The sequence below is a fragment of the Corynebacterium sp. HMSC074H12 genome (assembly GCF_001813755.1).
Taxonomy (GTDB): domain Bacteria; phylum Actinomycetota; class Actinomycetes; order Mycobacteriales; family Mycobacteriaceae; genus Corynebacterium; species Corynebacterium hiratae.
In genome coordinates this window covers 121,903-147,502 of sequence record NZ_KV813882.1, presented here as the reverse complement: position 1 = coordinate 147,502, position 25,600 = coordinate 121,903, and the positions used below count along the sequence as shown (strand labels likewise).

The window sequence follows — 25,600 nt, the reverse complement described above, 5'->3', positions numbered from 1 at the left end:
GCAGGCTAGCGCACCGACGCGAAATCGGGGACATCGAAATCTGCGATCAGCGGGACGTGGTCGGAGGTCTTGTCACCGGCGCGCTCCACCATGTCCACCTGGGCGCCTTGGACGAGGCGCGCTAGTGGCTCGCTGGCCAGTTGGAAGTCGATGCGCATGCCCTCGTTCTTCTGGAAACGCAGGGACTTGTAATCAAAATAAGTCCAGCGCTCCTCTTCGGTGAAACGGCGCGTGACCTCCTGCAGCCCGGCTTCCTGAAGCATTTGGAAAGCCGCGCGCTCGGGCTCAGTGACGTGCGTCTTGCCGCGGAAAAGAGAGATATCCCAGACGTCCTCATCCCGCGGAGCGATGTTGAAATCGCCCGTGAGCAGTAGTTTCGATTGCGCGCGGGTTTCCACATAGCGAGCCAAGGAGTAGAGAAAATCCAGCTTGTAATCGAAGTGCCGGTCCGTAATCTCACGGCCATTGGGAACATAGAGGGACCAGATCTCAACCCCGCGAATGCGGGCTGAGACCGCCCGGGCCTCGCGCTTTTGTTCCTTGGCGGGGTCCTTGTGGAAACCCGGCTGAGCAGGGAAGAAGGTCTGGACCTCCTCCGGTTCTTCCTTGGAGAGGATGGCCACGCCATTCCACTGGTTCAGGCCGTGGCAGGTGACGTGGTAGCCGGCCTCCTCGAAAGGCTCGCGGGGGAACTTCGCATCCGCCACCTTGGTTTCTTGCAGGCAGAGCACGTCGATGTCGTGTTTGGCCAGCAAGTCCACCGCGCGCTGGGCGCGGGTGCGGACGGAGTTGATGTTCCAGGTAGCGATGCGCATGTGGTTTAGGGTACTTGAGGCAGGCGACGGGCGTAACGGTGGCGGTGCTGCTCGAGGAACCCGAGCTTCTCATAGAGCCGGATCCCAGCCGTGTTTCCTGCCACGACCTGCAGGTAGGCCTTCTCAGCACCCTGGGCTTTGCCCCAGGCCAGCATGTGCGCGCCCAGCGCGGTTCCCAGTCCCTTGCGGCGCCAACCTTCGGCGACCTCCACGGCGGAATAGCCCAGCCACACGGTGCCGTCACCGGATTCGGTCAGCGTGCCCCGCGTAATCGCGATGGTCTCACCCGTCGGGGCGAGCAGGCGCCCAAAGCCCATCGTCCCGTCGATGCGGCTGCGCAGGTACTCCAGGGCCAACGGCGGCAGGGCCTGACCGCGGAAGTGGTAGAGGTCGAGCCACTCGGAATCGGGCTGCTTGTCGATACGGAAGCTGACGTCCCCCGGGGCAGGGAGATCTGCCAAATCGCGCACCATCACGAGGATCTCCGGTTCGAGCTGCCAGGCTTCGGGTTCGGCCGCCAGCAGCTTCTCCGCGGAGGCACCGATGCGCTCCGGAATGGCCAGGCACACGGGCAGATCGTGGCGGGCATAAAACGCTTCGATCTCCTCCATCGGCACCGGGAGGAAACCCGCGGAAGGGCCGAGCGGGATCGCCGAATTAGAGCGGCCGGTCACCCCGTCGCCAGCGCGCATGAGCCACTGGCCATCCGAGGTCCACGTGTGTTCCTTGCCGGGGAAGGCCGCCGCAGTGGCCACCTCGACGGCCCGGATATCGGAGTTGCGCACCGTGCGCGGGGAGAGGCGCTTAATAATCTTGAGTTGCTCCGGCGGAATCTCCACCGCGTCGAGCGAAGACGGGTAGCCGCCGACCTCTTGCGGCCGGATGAGCAGCGGATCCAGACTGAGCACGTGGCCGATGACATCGCTGTACACGCCGTCGAAATCGCGCCGGGCCACGACGCGCTCGCCCACGGAGACGTCATCGGAGCGGAAGATGCGGGACATTAGTCGTCGTGCCCGAAGGGGTCCTCGTCCTCGCCCGGCAGCCAGGTAAGCCCGGCCTCGGTCCAACCATTGCGCTTGATGACCTTCTTGGCCTGACGCTTGTAGCGGCCGGTGAGCACGTCGGTGTAGACGAAGCCATCGAGGTGGCCGGTTTCGTGCTGCAGCATGCGCGCGAAGAAGCCGTAGCCTTCGATGGAGATGTCCTCGCCCTTTTCGTTTTTACCGGTCACGCGGGCCCAGTCGGCGCGGCCGGTGGGGAAGCCCTCGCCCGGAACGGAGAGGCAGCCTTCGTCCTCGGAGCCGTCGTCAGCCGGCATGGTCTCCGGGATCTCGGAGGTTTCTAGCACCGGGTTGATGACGCAGCCGCGGCGCATGCCGCCGTCGGCAAGCTCGGTGCCATTGGGCCCGTCGGTGTCGGGGCAGTGGTAGACAAAGAGGCGCTTGTTGACGCCGATCTGGTTGGCGGCTAGGCCGACTCCGTGCGCGGCATCCATGGTTTCGTGCATGTCCGCGATGAGCTCCTGGAGCTCGGGGGAGTCGATGGCTTCGGTGACCGGCTCGGTGGGATTGTGGAGGACCGGGTCGCCGTGGATAACGATGGGACGAATAGTCATGGCATACAGTCTAAGCATGCACTCCCTGTCAGACCTAGACGCCGCGATTTTGGAGTTCGAGTCCCACGCCCCGCGCGATATCGGCGCCAAGGAGGAGGCCATCCGCACGCAGCTGGACATCACTCCGGTGCGCTATCACCAGCGCCTCAACGTGCTCCTGGACAACCCCGCGGCGCACGCCTCCTACCCGCTGTTGGTCACCCGTCTACGCAGGCTTCGCGACGTCCGCGACGACGTCCGGCGCGCCGCACGCGATAATGCCCCAGACTGAGCGAATCAGATACTAAAGTTGCCAATGTGACTAATGTGAATCCGGAAAACTCTGTCTCGTCCGCTGACCACGCGCGCCACGCCGCCGATTCCGACGCGGTCGCCGCCCCGGCCGCCGCTGCCGCTCCTGCGAGCAAGCTCCCCTTGCGCGGCCTCGCCATGGTGCTTATCGCCGTTGCCGTTATGCTCGGCATGTGGGCGCTTTACGCCATGACCTCTGATAAGTCGGAGGACACCGCGCAAAACGCACCGGCCGGCAACGATGCTGTCGTATCCGGCCCCGCGACTGGCGGCGCCGAGGGCGACGGTGCTGCCGCCGGTGGCGCGGAAGGGGAGGCGGACAAGAACCGCGAGGAGTCGGATGCTACCGGTGCTGAAGCCGAGGCCGGCGCAGACGGCGATGCAGAAGCCGAGCGTGACGCTGCCCCGGACGACAACGCTGAGCAGGGCGCTGTCGCAGGTAGCCCCGACCGTGCCCAGGCGGAGATCCCCGTCAACGTGTACAACAACTCAGGTCGCGCCAACTTCGCAGCCGATGAGGCCGAGCGCCTGAAGTCCCAACACTTCCACATCGCCGAGGTGGGCAATATCAGCGGCGACGTCCTCGTCGCTCCGAAGACCACCGTCTACTTCCCAGAGGGCGATGCGGCCGCCGAGAGCCTCGCCAAGGAAGTTGCTGCCCAGTACTACGGTGCCAACGTGCCGGCGGAAGCGATTGCCCCGTACCCGGCCGAGCTGACCGGGGACTACACCAAGGGCGATGCCGTCGTGGTTGTCCTCGCGGTTCCTCAAGCCTAGGGAATAAAATCTTATTAAATTCATCCGCCCGACAGATAGGATGAATGGGTGAATATTCCGGAAGAGAACTTCGCCCGCTCGCCCGAGCCCACGCTGGGTGTTGAGTGGGAAGTTGCCCTCGTTGATCCAGCGACCTGGGATCTCGTGCCGCGCGGCGCTGAACTCATTGACCGCGTGCACGCCGCTCATCCCGACATCCACCTGGAAAAGGAATTCCTCCAAAACACGGTGGAGCTGGTGACCGGGGTGTGCCGGACGGTGCCGGAGGCGATGGGGGACCTGCGAGCGTCGCTCAGCGCAGTGCGTGAGGCGGCCGATTCCTTGGGCATGCGCCTGTGGGCCTCGGGCGGGCACCCCTTCACGGACTTTCGGAAGAACCCCGTCTCCGCCAAGGAGAGCTACTCCGAAATCATCAACCGCACCCAGTACTGGGGGCAGCAGATGCTGCTGTGGGGCACGCACGTGCACGTCGGCATTAGCCACGAGGACCGCGTGTGGCCCATCATTAATGCGCTGATGACCAAGTACCCCCACCTGCTGGCTATTTCCGCCTGCTCGCCGGGGTGGGAGGGGCTTGATACCGGCTATGCCTCCAACCGCACGATGCTCTACCAACAGCTGCCCACCGCCGGCATGCCCTACCAGTTTGAAAACTGGGAGCAGTGGCAGTCCTACATGCGGGACCAGGCCATTTCGGGAGTTATCAACCACACGGGCTCGATGCACTTCGACGTCCGACCGGCCTCCAAGTGGGGCACGGTGGAGGTGCGCATTTCCGACGCCGCCTCCAACCTCCGCGAGCTCTCCGCCATCGTGGCGCTGACACACTGCCTCGTGGTGCACTATGACCGCATGATCGACGCCGGCGAAACGCTGCCCACGCTGCAGCCGTGGCACGTGGCGGAGAACAAGTGGCGCGGCGCGCGCTATGGCATGGACGCGCTGGTCATCACCTCGCGCGAGACCGATGAGCGCTGGATCAAGGATGAGCTGGCGGATCTCTTGGTGGAGCTGGCTCCGCTCTCGGAAGAGCTGGGCTGCGCCCGAGAGCTGCAGCTAGTGCAGGAGATCATCGATGGCGGGGCGGGCTATGAGCGCCAGCGCCGCTTGTACCAGGAGACCGGTAGCTGGCAGAAGGTGGTTGAGGCCACTGCGGATGAGATGGAGCGGCTGGCGTAAGTACCGAACGATCAATTAAGGCCCGAAAATTGGGAGGTTTCAGGGGCTTAATTGATCGAAACGTCCCAACTGGGAAGCTGCCTCAGCTCAAAGGCGACGTTTCGATCAAATAGCCCCGCAAAACCGCCTTGGTTTTAGCCCTTAATTGATCGAAACGTCCCCCTAGCTCTCCGCCACCGCGCGCTTGCGCGGCGCAATGAAGCCCCACACGGCGTAGACCACGATGAAAGCTAGGCAGGACAGTGTCCACAGCGAGGTTGCCCACGGCTGGAAGGATTCGATCGCATCGAGGTTGGCTGAGGACATAGTGAACCACACGGGCACCGACATGAAGGGCAGCGAGAGCACGAACAAGGCCGCCACGGAGGCGAGGCCCGCGAGCTGCTCGCCGCCCTTGCCGGACACACGTGAGCTCACCGCCTGGTTAACCGAGACGAAGACCATGACGATGAAGGGGATGGTCCACACGAAGTGGTGGTACCACGAGAAGGGGGAGACCAAGCAGGTGCTCAGGCCCGTCAGCGCGAAGGCTGCCGAGCGATTGCCGCGCAGGTAGGCAGTGCGCAGCGCCAGGCAGGTCAGCGCGAAGACCACGATGACCGCCAGGATCCACCAGATGCCACCGTCGATGCCGAGCTCGCGGAACATGAGTGAGCGCAGCGACTTCGCCCCGGGGTTGGCATGCTCGCCCACACGCGATGAGTTGAACATGGCATCGGTCCAGAACACCATCGCATCAGGCACGAAGAGGAATCCGAGCACCACCGTGACCAGGAAAGTGATCACCGCACCCGCGGCGGCCCACCAGCGCTTCTCAAAGAGCAGTGCTAGGCCCATGTACGCCGGGGTCAGCTTGATTCCGGCTGCCAGGCCGATGCCCACGCCCGGCAGGCGGCGCTTGATGGGCAGGAAGTCAAAGGCCACGAGCAGCATGAGGAAGACGTTGACCTGCCCGTAGTACAGCGACCCGTGCATCGTCTCATTCGCCGGGGTCAGCGCGGTCAGCAGCACCGCGATGAGGACGGCCGCCGGGGTCATCTTCACGCCCCGCTCGCGGAAGACCATGACGGTGATGGTCAGCACAGCCAAGAACATGAGCGAAGGCCAGATAATGGTCAGCGCGTCCTTGCTGAAGAACGGCAGGACCTTGAACAGCAGGCCCGCAAAGGGTGGGTAAGTGAAAGGGAATTCAAAGATATAGGGGGCGTCGTACAGCAGGCCACCGGCGTTGAGATCCTCGCCAGCCATGCGGTAGATGGCGAGGTCAAAGGGGAGGATGAAGGTGAAGGCCTTGTGGCCATCGAACTGGATGATCTTGTACACCATCACCGCGATGCCCAGTGCGAGGACAACACACATCGTTGGTACGCCTTGCAGCTTCTTCACGTCGACTCTCCTCGCCTGACCACCTATTAGTGCCTTTTGCAGCCTATATTATTGTCCCAGCATTTCCCGGCAGAAAGGTACCGTGTCCTTACTTTCGGCGCATCGAACGCGCGGCCGGGCTCTCGTTGCGTGTCATCGATTCCGGGGGACCGTACAGGCCCTCGCGGCGAGCGATACGCGTGGTTCTTTGTGCGGTCACCGGGCTGGTGATCATGGCGAAAAGGACAAGCAGCACCAAGATGCCCAAGTCGCCGCGCTCAGCCACGCTGAAGCTCTCCGAACCCGTCACCTTGATGATCGCGCCCACGATGGTGAAGATGAGCCCTGTGGTCTGTGGTTTGGCGATGGCATGCACGCGCGCCATCGTGTCCTTAAAGCGCGCCACGCCAATTGCGGCAGCCAAGATGAGGATGGAGCCGACGAGGATGAGGATGATGGAGAGGACATCGGCAATCAGTGCGTAACTCATGAATCCCTCTTCCTAAAGCGGGTGACAGAGACCGTCGAAATGAACCCGAGGAGCGCCACGACGATCATCGCGTTGGAGACCGTCGTGTCCAGTGTCCAGCAGATATAGGTGGCCAGGGCGCATTGGAACATGGCCACGAGTCCGTCCATGGCGATGAGGCGGTCGAGCGAGTTGGGGCCGATGACGATGCGCCACGTGGTGATGAGGAATGCCACCACGAGGAAGCCGGCGGCCACGGTGAGCAGGATGTTATACAGGTCCGTATCCATCAGGGGTGGCTCCTTTCAAAGATGGCAATCATATCGGCCTCGAGCTTGCGTACGGCCGCGATTTCGCGCTCCAGATCCTTCTCGGAATCGGCGTTCAGCAGGTGGATGGTCAACATGCGGTTGGCAATGTCGATGTCGGAGACCGTGCCGCCGGGCTGCAGGTTGTAGAGGCTGACCGCCAGCGAGAGAATGAACTCGTTCTCCACGCGCATCGGCAGCTTCACAATTGCCGTCTTTGGCACCGGCTGTGGGCGCACCGCCAGCCAGCCGACCATGATGGAGGCCTCCAGCAGCTCCACAAACCACTGCGCCATGAAGACGATCAGTTTGCCCCAGCTCACCGAAATCCCCGCCACGGGCATGGCCGGCAGGGGCAGCGCAAAGACGATGAACAGGCTGACGAGCAGGCCGCCCACCAAGTTCGCTACGGTGACTTCGCCCATGAGCATGCACCACATGACGACGATCCACACCATGAACCACGGCCGGAAGCGGTGCTTAATACCGGAGAACCTCATCGCGACACCTCCTTTTCATCGTCGTCCACGGTCGTGGGGAGTGTAGCCGTAGTGCTTGGCGACGTCCTCGTGGTCGGTGCCACCGGTTCCGGATCCGGGAGGGGCTGGCTCCGGTTCTTTCGCGAATCCGCGCCCTCCTCGTAGCGCTCAGCGGGGTCTAAGTGGCGCGTCGGGTCCTCGGCGGAATCACCCAGGACGGCATAACGGTAGATGGAATCATCCTGCGCCGAGGTGGCCGCGCGGGTGGTGACACCGGAAATGGGGCCCGCCAGGAAGGACATCGATACCGATGCGATGACGAGCAGCGAGGTAGACGCCAGCATGCCGAAGGGCACGCGGCCGACGTCATCGCGCTCCTCCAACTCGACGTACTCGGTGACTTCTCCCAGTGGAGAAGGGCGAACCATGGCGAGGTTGCCCTCGGGCGCATCGCCGCGGTCGCGCAGGAAGCCCTTGGCCCACACGAGGATCATGACGTAGAGGGTCAGCAGGGAGGTGATCACCGCGCCGCCGATGAGGACCCAGGACAGCCAGGAACCCTCATTCGCGCCGGCTTGGAGCAGCATGATCTTGCCCAGGAATCCGGAGAAGGGCGGGATACCCCCCAGGTTCATGGCCGGGATGAAGTACAAGATCGCGATGAGCGGCGCGGTGTAGATCAGGGAGCCCAAGCGCCGCAGCGAGGAAGTGCCGGCTTGGCGCTCGATGAGGCCCACCACCAAGAACAGCGCGGTCTGCACCAAAATGTGGTGAACCGCGTAGAAGATGGCGCCCGACAAGCCCTGGGCGGTTCCGAGGGCAACGCCGAAGATCATATAGCCGATGTGGCTGACGAGCGTGAAGGACAGCAATCGCTTGATATCCGATTGGGCGATAGCGCCCAAAATGCCCACGAGCATCGTGGCCAGTGCGACCCACATGAGAAGGACGTCCAGCCCGCCATCAGTAAAGATCGAGGTGCGCGCGCGGATGATGGCGTAGACACCAACCTTGGTGAGCAGGCCCGCGAAGACGGCGGTGACCAGCGAGGGGGCGGTGGGGTAGGAGTCCGGCAGCCAGGCATCCAGCGGGAAGACGGCCGCCTTAATTCCGAAGGCGATGAGCAGCACGGCGAACACTGCGGAGCGGGTGCCCGCCGGGATATCCTCCATCCGGATGCCAATCTGGGCCATGTTCATCGTGCCCACCGTGGCGTAGACATAGGCCAAAGCCAGCACGAAGATGAGCGAGGAGGCCATGGAGACCATGACGTAGCCCACGCCGGCCCGCACGCGCGCGGGTGAGGCGCCGAGGGTCAGTAGCACATAGGAGGCCACGAGGAAGATTTCGAAGCCCACGTAGAGGTTGAACAAGTCACCGGCCAGGAAGGACACGTTCACGCCCATGGTCAGCAGCATGTAGGTGGGCAGGAAAGCCGCCACTGGCTCGTCCTTCGTACCGTCGCGCACGCCCTGTGCGATCGCGTACCACATGACGGAGAAGAGGACGATGGAGGAGGTAAAGAGCATGACCGTGGACAAACGGTCCGCCACCAACGTGATGCCCACCGGCGCGTCCCAGCCACCCACCTGAAGGGTTTGAATGCCGGTGGTATCCGCGATGGCAATCAGAGCGGCATTCACCACGGCGAGCGTGAGCAGCGAGAAGAAAGCGATGCGGCGCTGCGCATTGGTATTGCGCGCAAAGAGCATCGCCAGCGCAGCAGCCAAGGCCGGGATGATGATCGGCAGGGGGATCAGGTAGCTGATATACGGCAGCAACAGATCCACTAGGGGCGAGATGGTCTCACTCATCGGTCGCCTCCTTCACGGGAGCCTCGAAGAACTCGGGGCCAAACTTATCGCCTTCCTTGGTGGTGCGGCCGGTGGTCGGGTCATTAGACGCGTCGTGGTCAGGGGCGGCTGAAGCATTGCCCGGGCGCGAGGCAATCGCCGCGATAGCGGCGTCCTCGGTGTCGTCCTCAATCACGTCCGCGGAGCGGTAGCGGTATTGGCGGTAAGCCAAGGTGAGGATGAAGCCGGTCAGCGCCATCGAAATGACGATGGCCGTGAGGATCATCGCCTGGGCCAGCGGATCGGCGATCTGATCGCCGTAGGGGAGGGAGTTCCGGCCGTCGATAGGCGGCGAGCCTGCCTGGCCGCCAGCCATGAGCATGAAGAGGTTCGCGCCGTTGCCCAGCAGCAGGATGCCGAGCAGCATTTTGGTCATCGCGCGGTCGAGCAACAGGTAGACTCCGGTGCCGCAGAGCACGCCCGCAGCGAGCAGGAGCATGAGATTGGCATCCATTAGGCGTGTCCTTTCTCTGCCGTGGCAGCGGTTTCTTTTGCTTGTGTGCGGCGCGCCAGGGAGCGTGCGCGATCGCGGGCGCGTTGCTTACGCATCTCTTCTTCCTCATCGAGCTTCGCGCCCAAGGAGGACAGCACGTAGAGCGTCAGGCCAATGACGATGAGGTAGACGCCGGCGTCGAAAATCAGCGCGGACGGCAGCGACACATCACCGATGAGCGGTATACCTACCTTCGTGTACCCAGAGGTCAGCGGCGGGTAGCCCAAGAGCATCGGGGTAATAACGGCGCTGAGGGAGAGCAGCAGGCCTACCGCCATGGTGCGGCCGCCGTCGAGAGGCAGCGCCTCTTCGAGCTCATCGCGGCCGCCAGCCAGGTAGCGCAGAATCAGCGCGAGAGCGGCGACGAGGCCACCGGCAAAACCGCCGCCAGGGGCGTTGTGGCCACCGAAGAAGAAGTACAGGGACAGCACCATCATCGAGGGGAAGAGGATGCGGGTGCTCACGTCCACCATGAGCGAGCGGTTGAGCGCCTTTTCGGATTCCACGCCCGCGGCCAGCCAGCGGCGGCCGGTGACCTTCAAGGTCGGGCGGCGGGAGGCGCGGGTAAAGCTCTGCGTGCGGAAAATCAGCGAGGCAATACCCGTTGCGGCAATGACGAGCACCGTGATCTCGCCGAAGGTATCCCACGCGCGCAGGTCCACGAGCAGGACGTTGACCGTGTTGGCGCCGTGGCCAATCTCCTTGGCCAGATCCGGCATGTACTGCGAGATGGGCTCCTCGCGCCGAGCGTTGATGGCAAACATGCCCACCACGGTGACGGCGAGGCCAACGCCTACCGCGAGCCAGGCGCGCAGGCGCCCGGTCTTGGGGTCCTGCTTCCACTCGGTATTAGCCGGCATACGGCGCAGCACCAGCATGAAGAGCACCATGATGATGGTTTCCACGAGGAGCTGCGTCAACGCCAGGTCCGGAGCGCCCTGCAGCGCAAAGATGAAGGACAAGGCGTAGCCGGTCACACCCACCAGGATGACCCCGGAGAGGCGGTTATCCAACACCGTCGAGGCAATGGCGGCGATGATGATGATCACCGCGGCGATGGCCTGCCAAGGGTTCTCGGCCACGATCATGCGCACGTTGGTGATATCACCGTTGATGAGCATGACGATGGGCAGCACCATGAGCGTGGCGAAGATGACCGTGAGGTTGTATTGCAGCGAACCGCGCTGCGTGGAGGCGGTAATGCGCAGGGAGAGCTGGCGCAGGGCGTTGATGATGGCGTCGTAAGCATCGTCGGCAGAGCCCAATGCTGGGTAGGTGAATTGGGCCTTGGTGAGCGCCTGGCGCTGCCAGTGGAGGAGGGAACCCGCAGCGATAATGATCACGGAGAGCAGCAGCGGGATGGTCCAGCCATGCCACAGAGCGAGCTCGGAGGCGTCCTGCGCCCCAAAGGTGTTGTCCAAGTGCTGCGTGATGCCGTGGGAAAGCGGCAGCGGCAGCAGTCCGAAGAAGATGGTGAGCAGGGTCAGCACTGCCGGTGGGATCCACAGGAAGGGGCCGATGTGGTGCATGTGTGCTACCGCCTCAGAGGGCTCGTCCTGGCCCTTGGAGGAGAACGCGCCCCACAAAAAGCGCAGCGCGTAGGCCATCGTCAGCGCGGAGCCGACGACGACGGTGACAAGCAGCATGTTGCGCGGCATGCCGACCAGCAGCTCCTCGCCCATGATGGTCTCGAGCGTGGCTTCCTTGGACACGAAACCCAGCAGGGGCGGGATACCGGCCATGGACATCGCGGGGAGGATGGCCAGGACGTACAGCGCGGGATTCTTCTTGCCCAGACCCGCGAGCTTGTCGATGTCTCTGGTGCCCGCCGAGTGGTCAATCGCGCCGACGATCATGAAGAGCGCGGCCTTGAAGAGGGAGTGCGCGAAGGTCAGCGCCAGTCCCGCCTGCATGGCTTCACGGGAGCCGATGGCAATGATGGTGGTGATAAAACCCAGCTGCGAAACGGTGCCGTAGGCCAGGATTAGTTTGAGGTCACGTTGCTTGAGCGCCATCCAGCCGCCGAGCAGCATGGTGAAGGCACCCAAGGGGAGAACCACGAGGTGCCAGGTGGGGATGTCATGCACCGAAGGGGCAAGGCGTGCGACGAGGTAGATGCCGGCCTTCACCATGGCCGCGGAGTGCAGGTAGGCCGAGACCGGGGTCGGTGCAGCCATGGCGCCGGGCAGCCAGAAGTGGGCTGGGGCGATGGCGGACTTGGAGAGCGCACCACAGAGAATCAGCACGATAGCCACGGTGAGGTAGGGCGTGTTGGCGAGGTCCTCGGTGGCGGCGATGCTGCTGAAAGACCACGCGCCGGTCTGGCGGCCTAGGAGAGTAATCCCTACGAGCATGGCGAGGCCACCCAACACAGTGACCATGAGCGCCTGCTGCGCTGATCGACGTGACGAGGCTCGCTCGCCGTAATAGCTCACCAAGAGGAAAGACAGCAGGGAAGTGATTTCCCAAAAGACGTAGAGCAGCAGGAAATTATCGGAAATTACCAAGCCATACATGGCCGTGGCAAAGCCCACCATCTGGCTACTGAAGAGGGCGAGGCGCCGCCGGGAGTGGTCGAAATAGCCCCAGCAATAGAGCAGGACCAGCGCGCCTACGCCCAAGATGATGAGGCTGAATAACGCGGAAAGCGCATCCATGCGGAAGCTGACATCGAGGTGCGCTGCTGGCATCCAGTTGAGGTCATAGGCCAGCTGGTTGCCGTCGCGCAGCGTGCCATCGGTCAGCCGTTGGAGCACCCAGAAGAACCCAACCGCGGGCACTATTGCCAAGAGGCCGAAGGCACGGCGGCCGAGATAGAAAATCAGGAAGGGAGCGGCGATGGTGGTTAGAACCAAGGCACAAAAGAGAGTGAGCACGAGGTTGCGGTGGCGTCCTTTCCTTGTCGGGGGACTGGGCTAAACCCACCGCACTGGCGGGCGTCTACTAGTGCTCACGATACAGTCTGAAATCCCAATTTTCACATTTTCATTTCATACAGTTATATATGCGTCTCCTGTTGGCGTTCTTCCACGTCGTCAGCGGCCCAGGTTGGAGGGGTACTGCGCCGCCCGCCCGGGATGCCCGGGCCACGGTGGGCAGCGCTGCGGTGCGCTTAGGCGAAGCGCTGCAGGAAGAGCGCCTCGGCGATGGCGATCTTTTCAATCTCGGTCGGGTCGACCGACTCGTTAGCGGAGTGGATGGTGCACTGCGGCTCCTCGACGCCGAAGAGTGCGATCTCCGCGTTCGGGTGCTTCTCCTGCAACTCCACGGTCAGCGGGATGGATCCGCCCATGCCCTGGGTGATGGTCTCCCCACCGAATGCCTCGCCGAGGCACTCGCCGAGCAGAGCCACCGCGGGCTTTGCCGGGTCGGTCTCGAATCCCAGGTTGGCCTCCAAGATGGTGACCTCGATGTGTGCGCCCCACGGGACGTGCTTCTTCAGGTGCTCGGCCACGGCCTCCGCGGTGGCGCGGGGATCCATGGTGGCGGGCGTGCGCAGGTTGATGTTGGCTTCTGCGGTGGCGGGCACAGCGTTGACGGCCTCGGCCACCGGGGTGGAAGTAAAGCCGGTGATGGGCACTGCCGGGCGGGCCCAAATCATATCCGCGATAGCGGTGGCACCGGCCGGGTCCTGCGCGCCCATGACCTCGGTGCCCTCGAGCATCTGGGCATCAGCGCGGAAGTTCTCCTCGCTGTAGGCGGTGTCCTGCCCCTCAGCCAGCGGCCAGGTGCCCTCGCAATCGACGCCGTCGATAGTCGTGCGGCCATACTCATCCGTCAGGGAATCTAGCGTGCGCATGAGCGCCTTGACGGCGTCGGGAGCCGCGCCGCCGAACTGGCCGGAGTGCACGGCCGAGTGGAGGGTGGAGACCTTGACGTTGATCTGCGAGCCGCCGCGCAGGGAGGTCGTCAGCGTCGGGACACCTACCTTGGCGTTGCCGGCATCGGCGATGAGGATGGCGTCGGCCGCGAAGAGCTCAGGGCGCTCCTCGATGAGTGCGGACAGGCCCTCGCCGCCGCGTTCCTCGGAGCCCTCAATAAGCACGGTGAGGTTGAGGTCGGTTCCACCGTTGGCGTCGAGCGCGCGCAGGGCCGCCAGGTGCATGGCGACGTTGCCCTTGCAGTCAGCGGCGCCGCGGCCGTACCAGCGGCCATCGCGCTCAGTCAGGGTGAAGGGATCAGACTCCCACGCGTCGGGGTTCCCGGCAGGAACCACGTCGTAGTGCGAGTACAGCAGCACCGTCTTCGCGCCCTCCTTGCCGGGGCGCTTGGCGACGATCGCCGTGGAACCATCAGCGGTAGGGATGGCCTCGGGGGTGAAGTTGGCGTCGACAAGCGCGGCGTGGACCCACTCCGCCGCCTTCGCGGTCTGGTCCTCTAGACCCGGCTCGTTGTGGACGGAATTGAAGGAGACGAGCTCCTTGAGCTGGTTGAAAATAGTGTCGCGGTCATTGTTCACAAACTCAGAAATCTTGGTCATGCACTCCAACCTACTCGGATCCTCAACTCGGCCTACCGGCCGCTAGGTAGTAACATATGCACGGTTCTAGTCCATATTGTTTATAAGTTCTTTTTAGAAAGGACCTGACATGGCGTCTACCACCGCCGAAGGTTCCCAGTCCACGCTCCGCGAGCTCACGCTGCGCGGCATCATCATTGGTGGGCTCATCACTCTTATCTTTACCGCCGCCAACGTGTATCTGGGCCTCAAGGTGGGCCTGACGTTTGCCACGTCCATTCCTGCCGCCGTGATTTCCATGGCGGTGCTGCGCCGTTTTGCCGGGCACAACATCAAAGAAAACAACATCGTGCAGACCATCGCCTCTGCGGCCGGCACGTTGTCCGCGATCATCTTCGTGCTCCCGGGCTTGGTCATGGTGGGCTACTGGCAGGGCTTTTCCTTCATCGATACCGCCGCGGTGTGCGCCATCGGCGGTGTGCTCGGCGTGATGTACTCCATTCCGCTGCGCCGTGCGCTGGTGACGGGCTCGGACCTGCCCTATCCGGAAGGCGTGGCCGCGGCGGAGGTCCTCAAGGTGGGCGATAGCACCGGTGAGGAGGGCGAGGCCGCCCACGAAGAGAACACGAAGGGCCTGCACGTCATCCTCTTTGGCGGCATCCTTTCTGCCGTCATGGCACTGCTGGCGGCTATGAAGGCAGCCGCCTCCGAGGTGGCCACCTACTTCAAGCTGGGCCCTGGCGCGACGACGCTGGGTAGCTCCCTCTCGCTGGCGCTGGTCGGCGTGGGCCACCTCGTGGGCTTGGCCGTGGGTATTGCCATGCTCGTCGGCGTGGTCATCTCCTACCTCATCCTGCTGCCCATCCTCACCGGTGGTGAGGGGCTGGGTGATCCGGCCACGCTCATGGACACTGTTGATTCCGTCTTCTCCGGCCGGATTCGCTTCATCGGCGTGGGCACCATGGCTATCGCCGCGATCTGGACGCTGATCAAGATCACCGGTCCGATTGCCAAGGGCATGGCTGAGTCCTTCGCCTCCTCCCGTGACCGCAAGGGCGGCCAGCAGGTAGCGGTGGAGGAGCGCGATATTCCGGCGCCCTATGTCATTGGCACCATCCTGGTCCTGATGATTCCGATTGGTCTGCTGCTGTGGAACTTCGTGCGCGGCACCGATATCCACGACCACATGGCCGTCCTCATCACGGTCTCCGTACTCTTCACCTTGCTCGTGGGCCTGATCATCGCGTCGGTGTGTGGCTACATGGCTGGCCTCATCGGTGCCTCCAACTCGCCGATTTCCTCCATCGGCATCATCGCGGTCATCGCCGCCGCGCTGATCATTGCCGCCGTGACCCGCGGGACGGACGCGGAGCCGCTGTCGCTGGTGGCCTACACGCTGTTTACTGCGGCCATTGTTTTCGGTATCGCGACTATTTCCAATGACAACCTGCAGGACCTCAAGACCGGTCAGCTGGTCGGCGCGACGCCGTGGAAGCAGCAGGTAGCGCTCATTATCGGTGTCCTCTTCGGCTCCCTGGTGATTCCGCCGATTCTGCAGGTCATGCTCACCGGCTTCGGCTTCCAGGGCATGGAAGGCGCTGGTGAGGACGCACTGGCTGCACCGCAGGCCGCGCTGATGTCTTCGGTAGCCTCCGGTATTTTCGATAACTCCCTGCCGTGGGATCTCATCGGTCTGGGCGCGGCTATTGGTGCCGTCATCATCATCGTGGACGAGTGCCTGCGCCACTTCACCGACAAGTACTCCCTGTCCCCGCTGGCCGTGGGCATGGGCATGTACCTGCCGGCAGCCATCACCATTGTGGTGCCGATCGGCGCTTTCTTGGGCTACTTCTACAACCGGTGGGCGGCCCGCCAGTCCAAGCCGGACTTTGCTAAGCGCATGGGCACGCTGCTGGCCACCGGCCTCATCGTGGGTGAGTCGCTCTTCGGCGTGGTCAATGCGGGCATCATCGCGGCGTCGGGAGGTGATTCCCCGCTGGAGATCTTCGAGGGCGGCACGGCAGCCAAGTTCGTGGGCGTCATCCTCTTCGTTGCCGGCATTGCCGCGGCGTATAAGTGGACAGCGAAGAAGGCTGCGGCTTAAGAGCGACAGGGACTTCGTTGTGACGGGCGGTTCGATCTAGCGGGCGGTTCGTTTTCGTGGGCGGTGCTTTCGCACCGCCCGTTCGTGTTGAATCTTGCAGTCGGTAGGTCTGAGTGCCAGAATGGTCGCTAGCACTTCCACATGGCAAGTGCCAGAAATGAATCAAAATCATCTATGTGGTTGGGGCTGGAGAACACTCGCCAGCCGTGCCGTCGCGGGCGTCCGTCATAGATCCAGACGTGAGTGTCGTCCTCAACAAAGCTTAAGGAGCACAAACACATGGCAAAGATCATTGCCTTCGATGAAGAGGCACGTCGCGGCCTCGAGCGTGGTCTCAACACGCTTGCCGACGCCGTCAAGGTCACCCTCGGCCCCAAGGGCCGCAACGTCGTCCTGGAGAAGTCCTGGGGCGCCCCGACCATTACTAACGACGGTGTCTCCATCGCGCGCGAGATCGAGCTCGAGGACCCGTACGAGAAGATCGGCGCAGAGCTGGTCAAGGAAGTAGCCAAGAAGACTGATGACGTTGCCGGTGACGGCACCACCACCGCTACCGTTCTGGCCCAGGCTCTCGTGCGTGAGGGCCTGCGCAACGTAGCTGCTGGTTCCAACCCGATGGGCATTAAGCGTGGCATTGAGGCCGCCACCAAGAAGGTTGTTGACTCCCTGCTCTCCTCCGCGAAGGAAGTAGAGACCCAGGAAGAGATCGCCACCACCGCTGGCATCTCCGCCGCTGACCCGGCAATCGGCGAGAAGATCGCCGAGGCTATGTACACCGTGGGCAACGGCTCCGTAAACAAGGACTCCGTTATTACCGTTGAGGAGTCCAACACCTTCGGCGTTGACCTTGAGGTCACCGAAGGCATGCGCTTCGACAAGGGCTACATCTCTGGCTACTTCGCTACCGACATGGAGCGCCAGGAGGCTGTCCTCGAGGATCCGTACATCCTGCTGGTTTCCTCCAAGGTCTCCAACATCAAGGACCTCGTTCCGCTGCTGGAGAAGGTCATGCAGACCGGCAAGCCGCTGCTGATTATCGCTGAGGATGTTGAGGGCGAGGCCCTGTCCACCCTCGTAGTCAACAAGATCCGCGGCACCTTCAAGTCCGTTGCCGTGAAGGCTCCGGGCTTCGGCGACCGCCGCAAGGCCACCCTGCAGGACATGGCTATCCTCACCGGCGGCCAGGTCATCTCCGAGGAGGTCGGCCTGTCCCTGGAGACCGCTGAGATCGAGTACCTCGGCCAGGCACGCAAGGTTGTCGTGACCAAGGACGAGACCACCATCGTTCAGGGCGCTGGCTCCCAGGAGCAGATCGACGGTCGCATCAAGCAGATCCGCGCCGAGATCGAGAACTCCGATTCTGACTACGACCGCGAGAAGCTGCAGGAGCGCCTAGCCAAGCTGGCCGGCGGCGTGGCAGTCCTCAAGGTTGGTGCCGCGACCGAGGTTGAGCTCAAGGAGCGCAAGCACCGCATCGAGGACGCCGTGCGCAACGCTAAGGCAGCTGTCGAAGAGGGCATCGTCGCCGGTGGTGGCGTGGCTCTGCTGCAGGCAGCCGATGTCCTGGATTCCCTCTCTGACCTCACCGGTGACGAGGCAACCGGCGTCAAGATCGTCCGCGAAGCCCTGTCTGCTCCGCTGAAGCAGATTGCTCAGAACGCAGGCCTGGAGCCGGGCGTTGTTGCCGACAAGGTTGCGTCCCTGCCGGCTGGCCAGGGCCTCAATGCGGCTACTGGCGAGTACGTGGACCTCATGGCCGCTGGCATCAATGACCCGGTCAAGGTCACCCGTTCCGCACTGCAGAACGCTGCGTCCATCGCGGCCCTGTTCCTGACCACCGAGGCAGTTGTGGCTGATAAGCCGGAGCCGGCCGGTGCAGGCGCGGGCATGCCGGATCCTGACGCAATGGGCGGCATGGGCTTCTAGTGCCTAGCTCCCTGGGCTGAAGCGTCTCGTCGCCGCAGCCCGTAGCAAAACGAACGCTCCCCACGGTCAACCGTGGGGAGCGTTCTCTGTTCTGAGACCTTTTTGTGTCCTTATGTCACCCCGGATGGGGGTAGACGAGCGTGTTCTTGCGGAAAATATCTCGCGCTTTTACTTTGTTTGTCAGGCCTATGAATCGCTAGTGAAGCGGCTAGCGTTACGTTCTGCAGAAAATTTCTTGGAGCCTCGCGCCTGATGCTGTTTATTTCCGCAGTTAGAGGCGTTGTTACTGGTTAGGTTAAGGTCGGGTGAATAAATAACGCTCGTTGCATGCTTGATCCGCAATAATCTTCACCCGAAAAATTAACTAGCCTAAACGCTTGCAAAGTCGGGGAGGTGTGCCAAAATAGTTTCCTGTGACGCCCGTTGAGGGTGTCTGCAAAACCGCAAACCCCCTCCGGGCACTTCTGAGTCCGGACTTCACAAAAGGAGACCATAATGGATCTTTCTTTCGTTGCTGATCAGCTGGGCAACTTCGCTGACTTCGCTTCCGGCATCAAGAACCTCTTCCAGGGCTTCGCTAAGGCTTTCGACATCATCGCTGGTGCTGCTACCGCTGACTCCGTTGAGGTAACCCCGGACACCTCCAAGCTGGACGCCCTGTCCTCCACGAAGTAATCTTGTGCCCTTCTGAAGGGCGCACTTAATACACACACTTTCAATCCCAAGGAGATTTTAAAATGGAAACCCTGTCTTCCACCGGCATCTTCGGCCTCATCCTGCCGCTTCTCTACGCTCTGGGCGACGCTGCTTCCGGCGCCAAGAAGCTGATCGGCCTGCTCTAAGCAGCACGCTGCTCACGCAGAACTAAGCGTTAACCCCGCTGACCCACTTTGGGCAGCGGGGTTTCTCATTTCCAGAACCCTGGGCCGGCTAGCGCAGTGGCGCGGTACGTTTTCGCAAACATGCCCTTGGGATCATGCGGTTTCCGGACCTTGCACGCGAAAACGTACCATCGCGTAAGCGGGGCAGGTACGGATCGATCATTTAAGGCCCCAGAACTTCGATTCTTGGGGCACTATTTGTGAGAAACGTACATTCTGGGCGGCTGCTGCCGCCCGTTTGCCACTACGGGGGTAAATTGGGCGGCGGCAACCAGTTTTATCGCGCCGGATGCCTGTTTCATAGATAGAATTATTGGCATGGCTGACATTAAAGACGACGAACTCCCCGAGATCGACCTTGCGCAGACCGACGGCTACGTCGTCGATGACTCCGATGAAGACGATCCCTCGCTCATCATGCCGGATGGCTCGCCGGTTGAGACTTGGCGCGAGAACTACCCATACGAAGAGCGCATGACGCGCGATGAGTACGAGTCCATCAAGCGCTCCCTGCAGATCGAGCTGTTGAAGTGGCAGAACTGGACCAAGGAAACCGGCCAGCGCCACATTATCCTCTTTGAGGGCCGCGATGCTGCAGGTAAGGGCGGCACTATCAAGCGTTTCAACGAGCACCTCAACCCGCGTGGTGCCCGCACCGTAGCGCTGGAGAAGCCGTCCCCGCGCGAATCCACGTCGTGGTACTTCCAGCGCTATATTCAGCACTTCCCGTGCGGTGGTGAAATCGTCTTCTTTGACCGCTCCTGGTACAACCGCTCCGGCGTGGAGCGCGTCATGGGCTTCTGTACGGAATCCCAGCACGCAGAGTTCCTGCGCGAGGTTCCGATGCTGGAGAACATGATTCTCGGCTCCGGCATTTCGCTGACTAAGTTGTGGTTCTCCGTGACCCGCAAGGAGCAGCGCACCCGCTTCGCCATCCGCCAGATCGACCCGGTCCGTCAGTGGAAGCTTTCGCCCATGGACTTGGCCTCTCTGGATAAGTGGGATGATTACACCCGCGCCAAGGAGGAGCAGTTCCGTTACACCGATACTGAAGAGTCTCCGTGGATCACCATCAAGTCCAACGACAAGAAGCGCGCCCGCATTAACGCGATGCGCTACGTGCTCTCCAAGTTTGAGTACACCAACAAGGACCACGAGCTCGTTGACCAGGTGGACGACAAGATCGTCAAGCGTGGTCGCGACCAGATCGGTGACTAGTCTCGACGCATAAAGAAAGGAGGCGGCAGGAAATCCTGCCGCCTCCTTTCTTTGCCTATCTAGTGCTTCCAGGGCTCAATCGGGTTGCCCTGCCACTCGGAGTTGCTCGGAACCTGGTCGCCGCGCATGACCAGCGAGCCGGGGCCAACGGTTGCCACGCTGCCGATGACCGAGGCCGGCAGCGCCACCGAATGCGAGCCCAGGGTAGCGCCGGCCTTGATGGTGACGGTATCTAGGCTCATGACGCGGTCCTGGAAGAGGTGCGTTTGCACCACGGTGCCGGGGCCGACGGAAGCGCCTTCGCCCACAAAACACAGGTCCGTTTCCGGGAACCAGTAGGAGTCGATCCACGCGCCGCGGCCAATCGTCACGCCCAGCGCGCGCAGGCCCTGGTTGATTTCACCCATGCCATAGGCGTGGGTGAAGAACCACGGGGCGGCAACCGCCTCCACAAAGGTGTCCTGCAGCTCGTTGAGCCACACGAAGGCGGACCACAGTGGGTGGTCGCCAGCTGTCTGCGTGCCCACGCAGATCCACTTGACCGCCACGGTGATCACCATCGCGATAGCGCCGGCCACCATGAGGACGACACCGCCGAGGGCCCAGGCGGCGGCGATGCCGAGGGCGTCGGCCAGCGCGTAGAGTGATGCCAACGTGCCCGCCAGCAGCATGGCCGAGGTCATCGGCGCCAGCAGGCGCATGGTCTCAATCGCACCACGCGCGGCCTTGACCCCAAAGCCCGGGTTGTAGGTGAGGGACTCGCCCTCCACACCGTCCACGTGGGCCTCCACGCGGCGCATGCGCTCCGGCGGGGAACCCCACCAGTTGGCGCCGGACTTGGTCTTCTTCGGCGTCGAGGACAGCACCGCCACCAGCGAGTTCTTCGACAGCTTACGGCCCGGGCCAGTGATTCCGGAGTTGCCCACGAAGGAACGCTTGCCCACCTTGGTCTCACCCGTGAGCATCCAACCGCCGCCGAGCTCATAGCCGCCGATCATGGTGTCATCCGCCAAGAAGGCGCCGTCCTTGACCTCGGTGAGCTTGGGCACCATGACGGCCGTGGAAATCTCCACGTCCTTGCCAATCGTTGCACCCAGCGAACGCAGCCACGCCGGGGTGAGCTGCGAGGCGTAGATGGGGAAGAGCTGCGTGCGGGCCTCGTCCATAAGGCGCTCGATGGCCCACAGGCGCCAGCCCTTGGCGGAGCGCACCGGTGCCACACCGGGCTTGATACCCAGCGAGAGGATGCGCACGCCCAGCCAGGTTTGCAGCATGAAGGTGGCAAACGCCGCCAGGGCACCGAGCGGAGCGAAGAAGATAGAGCCGACGTAAGGGGAACCGTCGGTCACCGCGATGAGGGCAACGACCACGGCAGCGCCCACGGCCAGCGCCACGATGGGCTGGAAGGCCAGCAAGATAGAGGTAGCGCCGTAGATGGCTACCCACCACGGGCGGCGCTTCGGGGCATGCGACGGGAAGCGGTGCTTGGAGCGGCCCACCTTCTTGGCAGGAGAGCCGGACCAACGCTGGCCGTCCTTGATCTTCTTGCGCCCAGTGACGGTGGAGCCAGCCTCGACGTGGGCATCCTTGCCCACGACGGTGCCTGGGAGCAGCGTCGAGCGCGCGCCCACGCGAGCGCCTTCCTTGACCTCAATGGCGCCGACGTGCAGGATATCGCCGTCGAGCCAGTAGCCGGAGAGATCGACCTCGGGCTCAATCGCGGCGTGCTTGCCCAAGGTCAGCAGACCCGTCACAGGCGGCAGCGAGTGCAGGTCCACTCCGCGGCCCATCTTCACTCCCAGCGCGCGGGCATAGTTGTTGACCCACGTAGCGCCCGCGATCGAGCGCGAACCAGAAGCATCCGCCCAGCGCTCCGCTGCCCAAATGCGCAGGTGCGTGGAGCCGCCGCGCGGGTACTCGCCGGGCTTAATGCCGGCGGTGATCAGCCGCGCGCCAAAGCCACCGATGGGGATGCGGCCGATGGGGGTGACAAAGATGACGAGGAGAAGGATGACCAGCCACCACGGGGTGGTCATGGCCCACTCCACGCCCAGCAGGTTCGCCAGGTTGGAGCCCAGTAGCAGCCAGGCCAGCCACGTCGTGGCAGCCAGCGTCATAACGGGGATTTGGATGAGCGTCTGGGCCACGCGTGTACCAGCGCCGACGGGTTTTACCTCGCGTGCGGGCCCGGCGTCCTCGACGGACTCGGCACCAGCGAGCTGCTCCGCCAGGGATCCCAGGCGCGGGTGGTCGTACAGATCGCGCACGGCCACGGTGGGGAAGCGCTCGCGGATGCGGCCGACCAAGGTCGCTGCGGCCAGCGAGGTGCCGCCGAGGGAGAAGAAGTCTGCGTTGACGTCCTCCACGGAAACACCCAGGGTGTCCACCCACAGCTCCGCCAGCCACTGCTCGGTGGGGTTGAGGCCGTCTGCCTCCACGCCCACTCCCGGCAGCGGCCACGGCAGGGCTTTCTTATCCACCTTGCCGGAGGTTCGAATCGGCAGCTCATCCATGACGCAGATGCGCGGGACGAGCGCTGCCGGCATGGTCTCCGCTAGGCGGGCGTGTGCCGCTTCGTGGTCGAACCCGGCATCCGGGTCATCCAGGGAGACGTAGCCGACGAGCACGGACTCGCCGCCCGGCGTCTTCTGCACGGCCACGGCGGAGTTGTACACGTTCGGGAGCGCGGCGACGTTGGCCTCTACCTCACCGAGCTCGATGCGGCGGCCACCAATCTTGACCTGGTCATCGACGCGGCCCACAAAATACAGGCCGTCCTCTTCCAGGCGCACGTGGTCGCCGGTGCGGTAGGCGCGCTCCCAACCCAGGGACTCCAGCGGCGCGTACTTCTCCGCGTCCTTCACCGGGTCCAGGTAGGCAGCCAGGCCCACGCCACCGATGACGAGCTCGCCCACCTCACCGATGTTCACGGGGACGCCGTGCTTATCGACGACCACCAGATCCCAACCCTTCAGCGGCAACCCAATCGATACGGGCCTGCCCGGCAGCATGCGCTGCGCGCAGGCCACGACGGTGGCCTCGGTGGGACCGTAGGTATTCCACATCTCGCGGTCCTCGGTGGCCAGGCGGTCCGTGAGCTCCTGGGAGCAGGCCTCGCCGCCGACGATGAGAAGGCGGATGTTGTCCAGGGCCTCGGCGGGCCAGAGGCCGGCCAAGGTCGGCACGGTAGAGACCACCGTGATGTCGCGGCGGATGAGCCAGGGGCCCAAGTCCATGCCGGAGCGCACCAGGGAGCGCGGGGCCGGGACCAGGCAGGCACCGTGGCCCCAGGCCAGCCACATTTCCTCGCAGGAGGCGTCGAAGGCCACGGACAGGCCGGCTAGGACGCGGTCGTCCGGGCCGAGGGGGCCGTGCGGGCTATCCGCCAAAAAGAGGGCAGCCTCCGCGTCCACGAAGGCGGCCGCGGAACGGTGGCTCACGGCCACGCCTTTGGGCTTGCCCGTCGATCCGGAGGTGAAGATGATCCACGCGGTGTCTTCGGGGCGCGGCTCGTCGAAAAGCGCGCCGTCTCGATCGTCCTTTTCGTCGGACGTGGGGCGCGCCTCGCGCAGCATGCGGAAGCCCTCATCGGTGAAGACACCGTCGATGTCGGCTTCGCCGAAGACCATCTCGGCGCGCTCATCGGGGTCGTCGGCGTCGACCGGCACGTAGGCCGCGCCGGCGGCGAGTGTGGCCAGGATGGCCAGATAGAGCTCGCGCTTGCCGGAGGTCATGCGGATGCCGATGCGGTCTCCGCGACGCACGCCGCTGGCGTGGAGCTCGGTGGCCCATGCGGAGACGTCGGCAAGCAGCTCGGCGTAGGTGAGGATCTCACCGTCGTCGAGGGCCGCGGCCTCGGGGAAGTGCTCAGCGGTGGTCTTAACGATGTCCCACAGGGTGCGCGCGGGGGCGGCCTCGTCGCCGAGGAGGTAGTGCTCGGGGACCTCGGGAATCGCCGGGGTCTCGGGCTCATCGGTGCGGAGGGCGTGCCGGCCCCCGGTACTAGGAAGGTTTTCGGGCTCTGTCATTTAAGCATCACCGCTTTCGGTATCAGCGGGTGCGTCCGCCGCGATGATGGCGGCGGCCAGCTTGCGCAGATGCTTGAGCTGCTTGTTGGTGGATTCGTCGAGGGCTTCGTCTTCGGCCTTCGACACCAGGACGGCCAGCTCCTTGTGGGCTTTCACGCCCTTCTTGGTGGAGGCAATGATTTGGCGGCGGCGATCTTTGGCATCGCGCTCGCGCTTGACCCAGCTGCGGGACTCCAGGGAATCGAGCAGGCGCACCATGTCGGAGGCGTCGATGGCCAAGGTCTCCGACAGTGCGGACTGGGAGGACGCGGTCTCCGCAACGAGGCAGGTGAGCACCCAGTACTCGCGCAGGGTGGTTTGCTGCGTTTGCAGCGCGGCCTCGACGCCTTCGCGGGTGCGGCGGCGGAGGCGCTCCAGCTGGAAGGAGGGGGACTCCAAGAGCGCGGTCGGAATGGATACAGAATTCAATGAAGGCATGCCGACGATATTACGCGCCTAAGGTGGCAAACTTAAATCATGGGTTGTGGCCCATTAGTTTCAGGCTGAGGCTAGCTTCTGCACGATGAGTGTGTTGAGAGAAACGCCTTCCCGTTCTGCTTCGATGGTTAGGTCTCGGTGAAGTGACTGAGGTATGCGGAGGTTGAACTTCCCCGAAAAGCTTCGCTGCCCGAATGGTTCCGGGATGCGTTCATTGTTGCGTTGCATATCTTCTAGAGTTTCTTCGACGACGCTGCGCAACTCGGCTTCTGCGGTGGCCGCGGTTGTGTCCAGCCATGACAGGGAAGGGAACTCTAGGACTGTGGCAACGAACTCGCCATCTTCTTCTGACCAAGCGGTTTGGTAGGTGTATTTGTCTGCGAGATTCATGATCTGCTCCTAGAAATGGAAGTCACACACAAGTTGCAGCTCTGAGAAGCGGACGTTTGTCCGTGAGGTCCGCATCTTTGTGAGGATCTTTTCTATCTTGGAAACCACACCCGTATGGTACCGCAAATGGTACCACTAGTGGCTTGGGTAAACCATAGGGCAGCCTTGTGCTTTCCAACCATCCGTGCCGCCCTCGACGTTGATGACGTCCCAGCCCTTGGTGTGCTCCAAGTACTGGCAGACCTGCATGCTGCGCCCGCCTGCATGGCAGATGACGTAGATATCGCGGTCCGGGTCAATCTCGTCGAGACGCTCGACTAGGTCTCCCATCGGGATGTGCGTGGCGCCTTGGGCGTGCTCGGTGTTCCACTCGTGGTCCTCGCGGACGTCGATAAGCTGGGCGTTCTCGGGTACTTCGGTGGGTTGTACGTTCTGCATGCGCACCAGCTTACGCGGGTGCGGTTGTGAGG

22 protein-coding genes are annotated in these 25,600 nt (G+C 63.2%); 7 read left to right on the top strand and 15 right to left on the bottom strand.

The window, feature by feature from the left end; translation table 11 throughout:
• Positions 1–5 precede the first annotated feature (5 nt).
• The 3 genes from HMPREF2932_RS02410 to HMPREF2932_RS02400 are packed head-to-tail and all read right to left on the bottom strand — an operon-like array spanning position 6 to position 2,433.
• A complete protein-coding gene (locus tag HMPREF2932_RS02410) occupies positions 6–815 on the bottom strand; it encodes an exodeoxyribonuclease III (protein ID WP_070821367.1) in 810 nt (269 codons plus the stop codon).
• A 5-nt stretch (positions 816–820) separates the two neighbouring features.
• On the bottom strand, positions 821–1,819 hold the full coding sequence (locus HMPREF2932_RS02405) for an N-acetylglutamate synthase, CG3035 family (protein WP_070546236.1): 999 nt from the start codon (positions 1,817–1,819) through the stop codon (positions 821–823).
• A complete protein-coding gene (locus HMPREF2932_RS02400; RefSeq protein ID WP_071409508.1) occupies positions 1,819–2,433 on the bottom strand; it encodes a peptide deformylase in 615 nt (204 codons plus the stop codon). The genes HMPREF2932_RS02405 and HMPREF2932_RS02400 overlap by 1 nt, the downstream gene beginning before the upstream one ends.
• Positions 2,434–2,449: 16 nt before the next feature.
• Between HMPREF2932_RS02400 and HMPREF2932_RS02395 the strand changes: the two genes are divergently transcribed.
• Genes HMPREF2932_RS02395 through HMPREF2932_RS02385 form a run of 3 tightly spaced genes read left to right on the top strand, consistent with a single transcriptional unit; the run spans position 2,450 to position 4,680 of the window.
• The gene (locus HMPREF2932_RS02395; protein ID WP_071409507.1) at positions 2,450–2,704 is read left to right on the top strand and encodes a DUF3263 domain-containing protein; all 255 of its coding nucleotides are present in this window, start codon (positions 2,450–2,452) and stop codon (positions 2,702–2,704) included.
• Between the two features lie 26 nt (positions 2,705–2,730).
• Positions 2,731–3,501, top strand: coding sequence for a LytR C-terminal domain-containing protein (locus HMPREF2932_RS02390; protein ID WP_141756274.1), 771 nt, complete (start codon positions 2,731–2,733; stop codon positions 3,499–3,501).
• Positions 3,502–3,549: 48 nt separating this feature from the next.
• On the top strand, positions 3,550–4,680 hold the full coding sequence (locus tag HMPREF2932_RS02385) for a glutamate--cysteine ligase (RefSeq protein WP_071409506.1): 1,131 nt from the start codon (positions 3,550–3,552) through the stop codon (positions 4,678–4,680).
• Positions 4,681–4,842: 162 nt separating this feature from the next.
• Here the strand turns inward: HMPREF2932_RS02385 and HMPREF2932_RS02380 are convergent, their stop codons facing one another.
• The 8 genes from HMPREF2932_RS02380 to HMPREF2932_RS02345 all read right to left on the bottom strand — a co-directional run bounded on the left by HMPREF2932_RS02380 (position 4,843) and on the right by HMPREF2932_RS02345 (position 14,127).
• Positions 4,843–6,066, bottom strand: a complete 1,224-nt coding sequence (locus tag HMPREF2932_RS02380; RefSeq protein WP_071409505.1) for a glycosyltransferase 87 family protein — start codon at positions 6,064–6,066, stop codon at positions 4,843–4,845.
• An 88-nt stretch (positions 6,067–6,154) separates the two neighbouring features.
• On the bottom strand, positions 6,155–6,535 hold the full coding sequence (locus HMPREF2932_RS02375; protein ID WP_070821363.1) for a monovalent cation/H(+) antiporter subunit G: 381 nt from the start codon (positions 6,533–6,535) through the stop codon (positions 6,155–6,157).
• Positions 6,532–6,804 (bottom strand): monovalent cation/H+ antiporter complex subunit F, encoded by a 273-nt coding sequence (locus HMPREF2932_RS02370; protein WP_046647179.1) that lies wholly within the window; start codon positions 6,802–6,804, stop codon positions 6,532–6,534. Before HMPREF2932_RS02370 ends, HMPREF2932_RS02375 begins: the two co-directional genes overlap by 4 nt.
• The gene (locus tag HMPREF2932_RS02365; protein ID WP_070821362.1) at positions 6,804–7,322 is read right to left on the bottom strand and encodes a Na+/H+ antiporter subunit E; all 519 of its coding nucleotides are present in this window, start codon (positions 7,320–7,322) and stop codon (positions 6,804–6,806) included. The genes HMPREF2932_RS02370 and HMPREF2932_RS02365 overlap by 1 nt, the downstream gene beginning before the upstream one ends.
• Positions 7,319–9,115 carry a Na+/H+ antiporter subunit D gene (locus HMPREF2932_RS02360; protein WP_071409504.1) on the bottom strand — a complete coding sequence of 599 codons (1,797 nt, stop codon included), beginning with the start codon at positions 9,113–9,115 and terminating at the stop codon, positions 7,319–7,321. The genes HMPREF2932_RS02365 and HMPREF2932_RS02360 overlap by 4 nt, the downstream gene beginning before the upstream one ends.
• Positions 9,108–9,608, bottom strand: coding sequence for a Na(+)/H(+) antiporter subunit C (locus HMPREF2932_RS02355; protein ID WP_046647182.1), 501 nt, complete (start codon positions 9,606–9,608; stop codon positions 9,108–9,110). Before HMPREF2932_RS02355 ends, HMPREF2932_RS02360 begins: the two co-directional genes overlap by 8 nt.
• A complete protein-coding gene (locus tag HMPREF2932_RS02350; RefSeq protein WP_071409503.1) occupies positions 9,608–12,523 on the bottom strand; it encodes a Na+/H+ antiporter subunit A in 2,916 nt (971 codons plus the stop codon). The genes HMPREF2932_RS02355 and HMPREF2932_RS02350 overlap by 1 nt, the downstream gene beginning before the upstream one ends.
• Before the next feature lie 236 nt (positions 12,524–12,759).
• Positions 12,760–14,127, bottom strand: a complete 1,368-nt coding sequence (locus tag HMPREF2932_RS02345) for a dipeptidase (protein WP_071409502.1) — start codon at positions 14,125–14,127, stop codon at positions 12,760–12,762.
• Positions 14,128–14,236: 109 nt separating this feature from the next.
• Here HMPREF2932_RS02345 and HMPREF2932_RS02340 point away from each other — a divergent pair, with 109 nt between their 5' ends.
• The 4 genes from HMPREF2932_RS02340 to ppk2 all read left to right on the top strand — a co-directional run bounded on the left by HMPREF2932_RS02340 (position 14,237) and on the right by ppk2 (position 20,235).
• Positions 14,237–16,210, top strand: coding sequence for an OPT family oligopeptide transporter (locus HMPREF2932_RS02340; protein ID WP_070516188.1), 1,974 nt, complete (start codon positions 14,237–14,239; stop codon positions 16,208–16,210).
• A gap of 279 nt (positions 16,211–16,489) precedes the next feature.
• On the top strand, positions 16,490–18,136 hold the full coding sequence (groL, locus tag HMPREF2932_RS02335; RefSeq protein ID WP_046647185.1) for a chaperonin GroEL: 1,647 nt from the start codon (positions 16,490–16,492) through the stop codon (positions 18,134–18,136).
• Between the two features lie 495 nt (positions 18,137–18,631).
• Complete coding sequence (locus HMPREF2932_RS02330) at positions 18,632–18,811, top strand: PorH family porin (protein WP_046647186.1); 180 nt, start codon at positions 18,632–18,634, stop codon at positions 18,809–18,811.
• A 524-nt stretch (positions 18,812–19,335) separates the two neighbouring features.
• On the top strand, positions 19,336–20,235 hold the full coding sequence (ppk2, locus tag HMPREF2932_RS02325; RefSeq protein WP_049154699.1) for a polyphosphate kinase 2: 900 nt from the start codon (positions 19,336–19,338) through the stop codon (positions 20,233–20,235).
• 59 nt (positions 20,236–20,294) lie between these two features.
• Here ppk2 and HMPREF2932_RS02320 read toward each other — a convergent pair whose 3' ends face one another.
• The 4 genes from HMPREF2932_RS02320 to HMPREF2932_RS02305 all read right to left on the bottom strand — a co-directional run bounded on the left by HMPREF2932_RS02320 (position 20,295) and on the right by HMPREF2932_RS02305 (position 25,568).
• Positions 20,295–24,263, bottom strand: a complete 3,969-nt coding sequence (locus HMPREF2932_RS02320) for a Pls/PosA family non-ribosomal peptide synthetase (protein ID WP_071409501.1) — start codon at positions 24,261–24,263, stop codon at positions 20,295–20,297.
• Positions 24,264–24,740, bottom strand: coding sequence for a MarR family winged helix-turn-helix transcriptional regulator (locus HMPREF2932_RS02315; RefSeq protein WP_049154701.1), 477 nt, complete (start codon positions 24,738–24,740; stop codon positions 24,264–24,266).
• Positions 24,741–24,800: 60 nt separating this feature from the next.
• Positions 24,801–25,130 (bottom strand): type II toxin-antitoxin system HicB family antitoxin, encoded by a 330-nt coding sequence (locus HMPREF2932_RS02310; RefSeq protein ID WP_010188794.1) that lies wholly within the window; start codon positions 25,128–25,130, stop codon positions 24,801–24,803.
• A 135-nt stretch (positions 25,131–25,265) separates the two neighbouring features.
• Positions 25,266–25,568, bottom strand: coding sequence for a rhodanese-like domain-containing protein (locus HMPREF2932_RS02305; protein WP_071409500.1), 303 nt, complete (start codon positions 25,566–25,568; stop codon positions 25,266–25,268).
• Positions 25,569–25,600: the final 32 nt, after the last annotated feature.

Excerpts from the sequence above, each read along its gene's own strand:
- HMPREF2932_RS02410 (WP_070821367.1), bottom strand. The coding sequence starts at position 815 with ATGCGCATCGCTACCTGGAACATCAACTCCGTCCGCACCCGCGCCCAG.
- HMPREF2932_RS02405 (WP_070546236.1), bottom strand. The coding sequence starts at position 1,819 with ATGTCCCGCATCTTCCGCTCCGATGACGTCTCCGTGGGCGAGCGCGTC.
- HMPREF2932_RS02400 (WP_071409508.1), bottom strand. The coding sequence starts at position 2,433 with ATGACTATTCGTCCCATCGTTATCCACGGCGACCCGGTCCTCCACAAT.
- HMPREF2932_RS02395 (WP_071409507.1), top strand. The coding sequence starts at position 2,450 with ATGCACTCCCTGTCAGACCTAGACGCCGCGATTTTGGAGTTCGAGTCC.
- HMPREF2932_RS02375 (WP_070821363.1), bottom strand. The coding sequence starts at position 6,535 with ATGAGTTACGCACTGATTGCCGATGTCCTCTCCATCATCCTCATCCTC.
- HMPREF2932_RS02370 (WP_046647179.1), bottom strand. The coding sequence starts at position 6,804 with ATGGATACGGACCTGTATAACATCCTGCTCACCGTGGCCGCCGGCTTC.
- HMPREF2932_RS02365 (WP_070821362.1), bottom strand. The coding sequence starts at position 7,322 with ATGAGGTTCTCCGGTATTAAGCACCGCTTCCGGCCGTGGTTCATGGTG.
- HMPREF2932_RS02360 (WP_071409504.1), bottom strand. The coding sequence starts at position 9,115 with ATGAGTGAGACCATCTCGCCCCTAGTGGATCTGTTGCTGCCGTATATC.
- HMPREF2932_RS02355 (WP_046647182.1), bottom strand. The coding sequence starts at position 9,608 with ATGGATGCCAATCTCATGCTCCTGCTCGCTGCGGGCGTGCTCTGCGGC.
- HMPREF2932_RS02345 (WP_071409502.1), bottom strand. The coding sequence starts at position 14,127 with ATGACCAAGATTTCTGAGTTTGTGAACAATGACCGCGACACTATTTTC.
- HMPREF2932_RS02340 (WP_070516188.1), top strand. The coding sequence starts at position 14,237 with ATGGCGTCTACCACCGCCGAAGGTTCCCAGTCCACGCTCCGCGAGCTC.
- groL (WP_046647185.1), top strand. The coding sequence starts at position 16,490 with ATGGCAAAGATCATTGCCTTCGATGAAGAGGCACGTCGCGGCCTCGAG.
- HMPREF2932_RS02330 (WP_046647186.1), top strand. The coding sequence starts at position 18,632 with ATGGATCTTTCTTTCGTTGCTGATCAGCTGGGCAACTTCGCTGACTTC.
- ppk2 (WP_049154699.1), top strand. The coding sequence starts at position 19,336 with ATGGCTGACATTAAAGACGACGAACTCCCCGAGATCGACCTTGCGCAG.
- HMPREF2932_RS02320 (WP_071409501.1), bottom strand. The coding sequence starts at position 24,263 with ATGACAGAGCCCGAAAACCTTCCTAGTACCGGGGGCCGGCACGCCCTC.
- HMPREF2932_RS02315 (WP_049154701.1), bottom strand. The coding sequence starts at position 24,740 with ATGCCTTCATTGAATTCTGTATCCATTCCGACCGCGCTCTTGGAGTCC.
- HMPREF2932_RS02310 (WP_010188794.1), bottom strand. The coding sequence starts at position 25,130 with ATGAATCTCGCAGACAAATACACCTACCAAACCGCTTGGTCAGAAGAA.
- HMPREF2932_RS02305 (WP_071409500.1), bottom strand. The coding sequence starts at position 25,568 with ATGCAGAACGTACAACCCACCGAAGTACCCGAGAACGCCCAGCTTATC.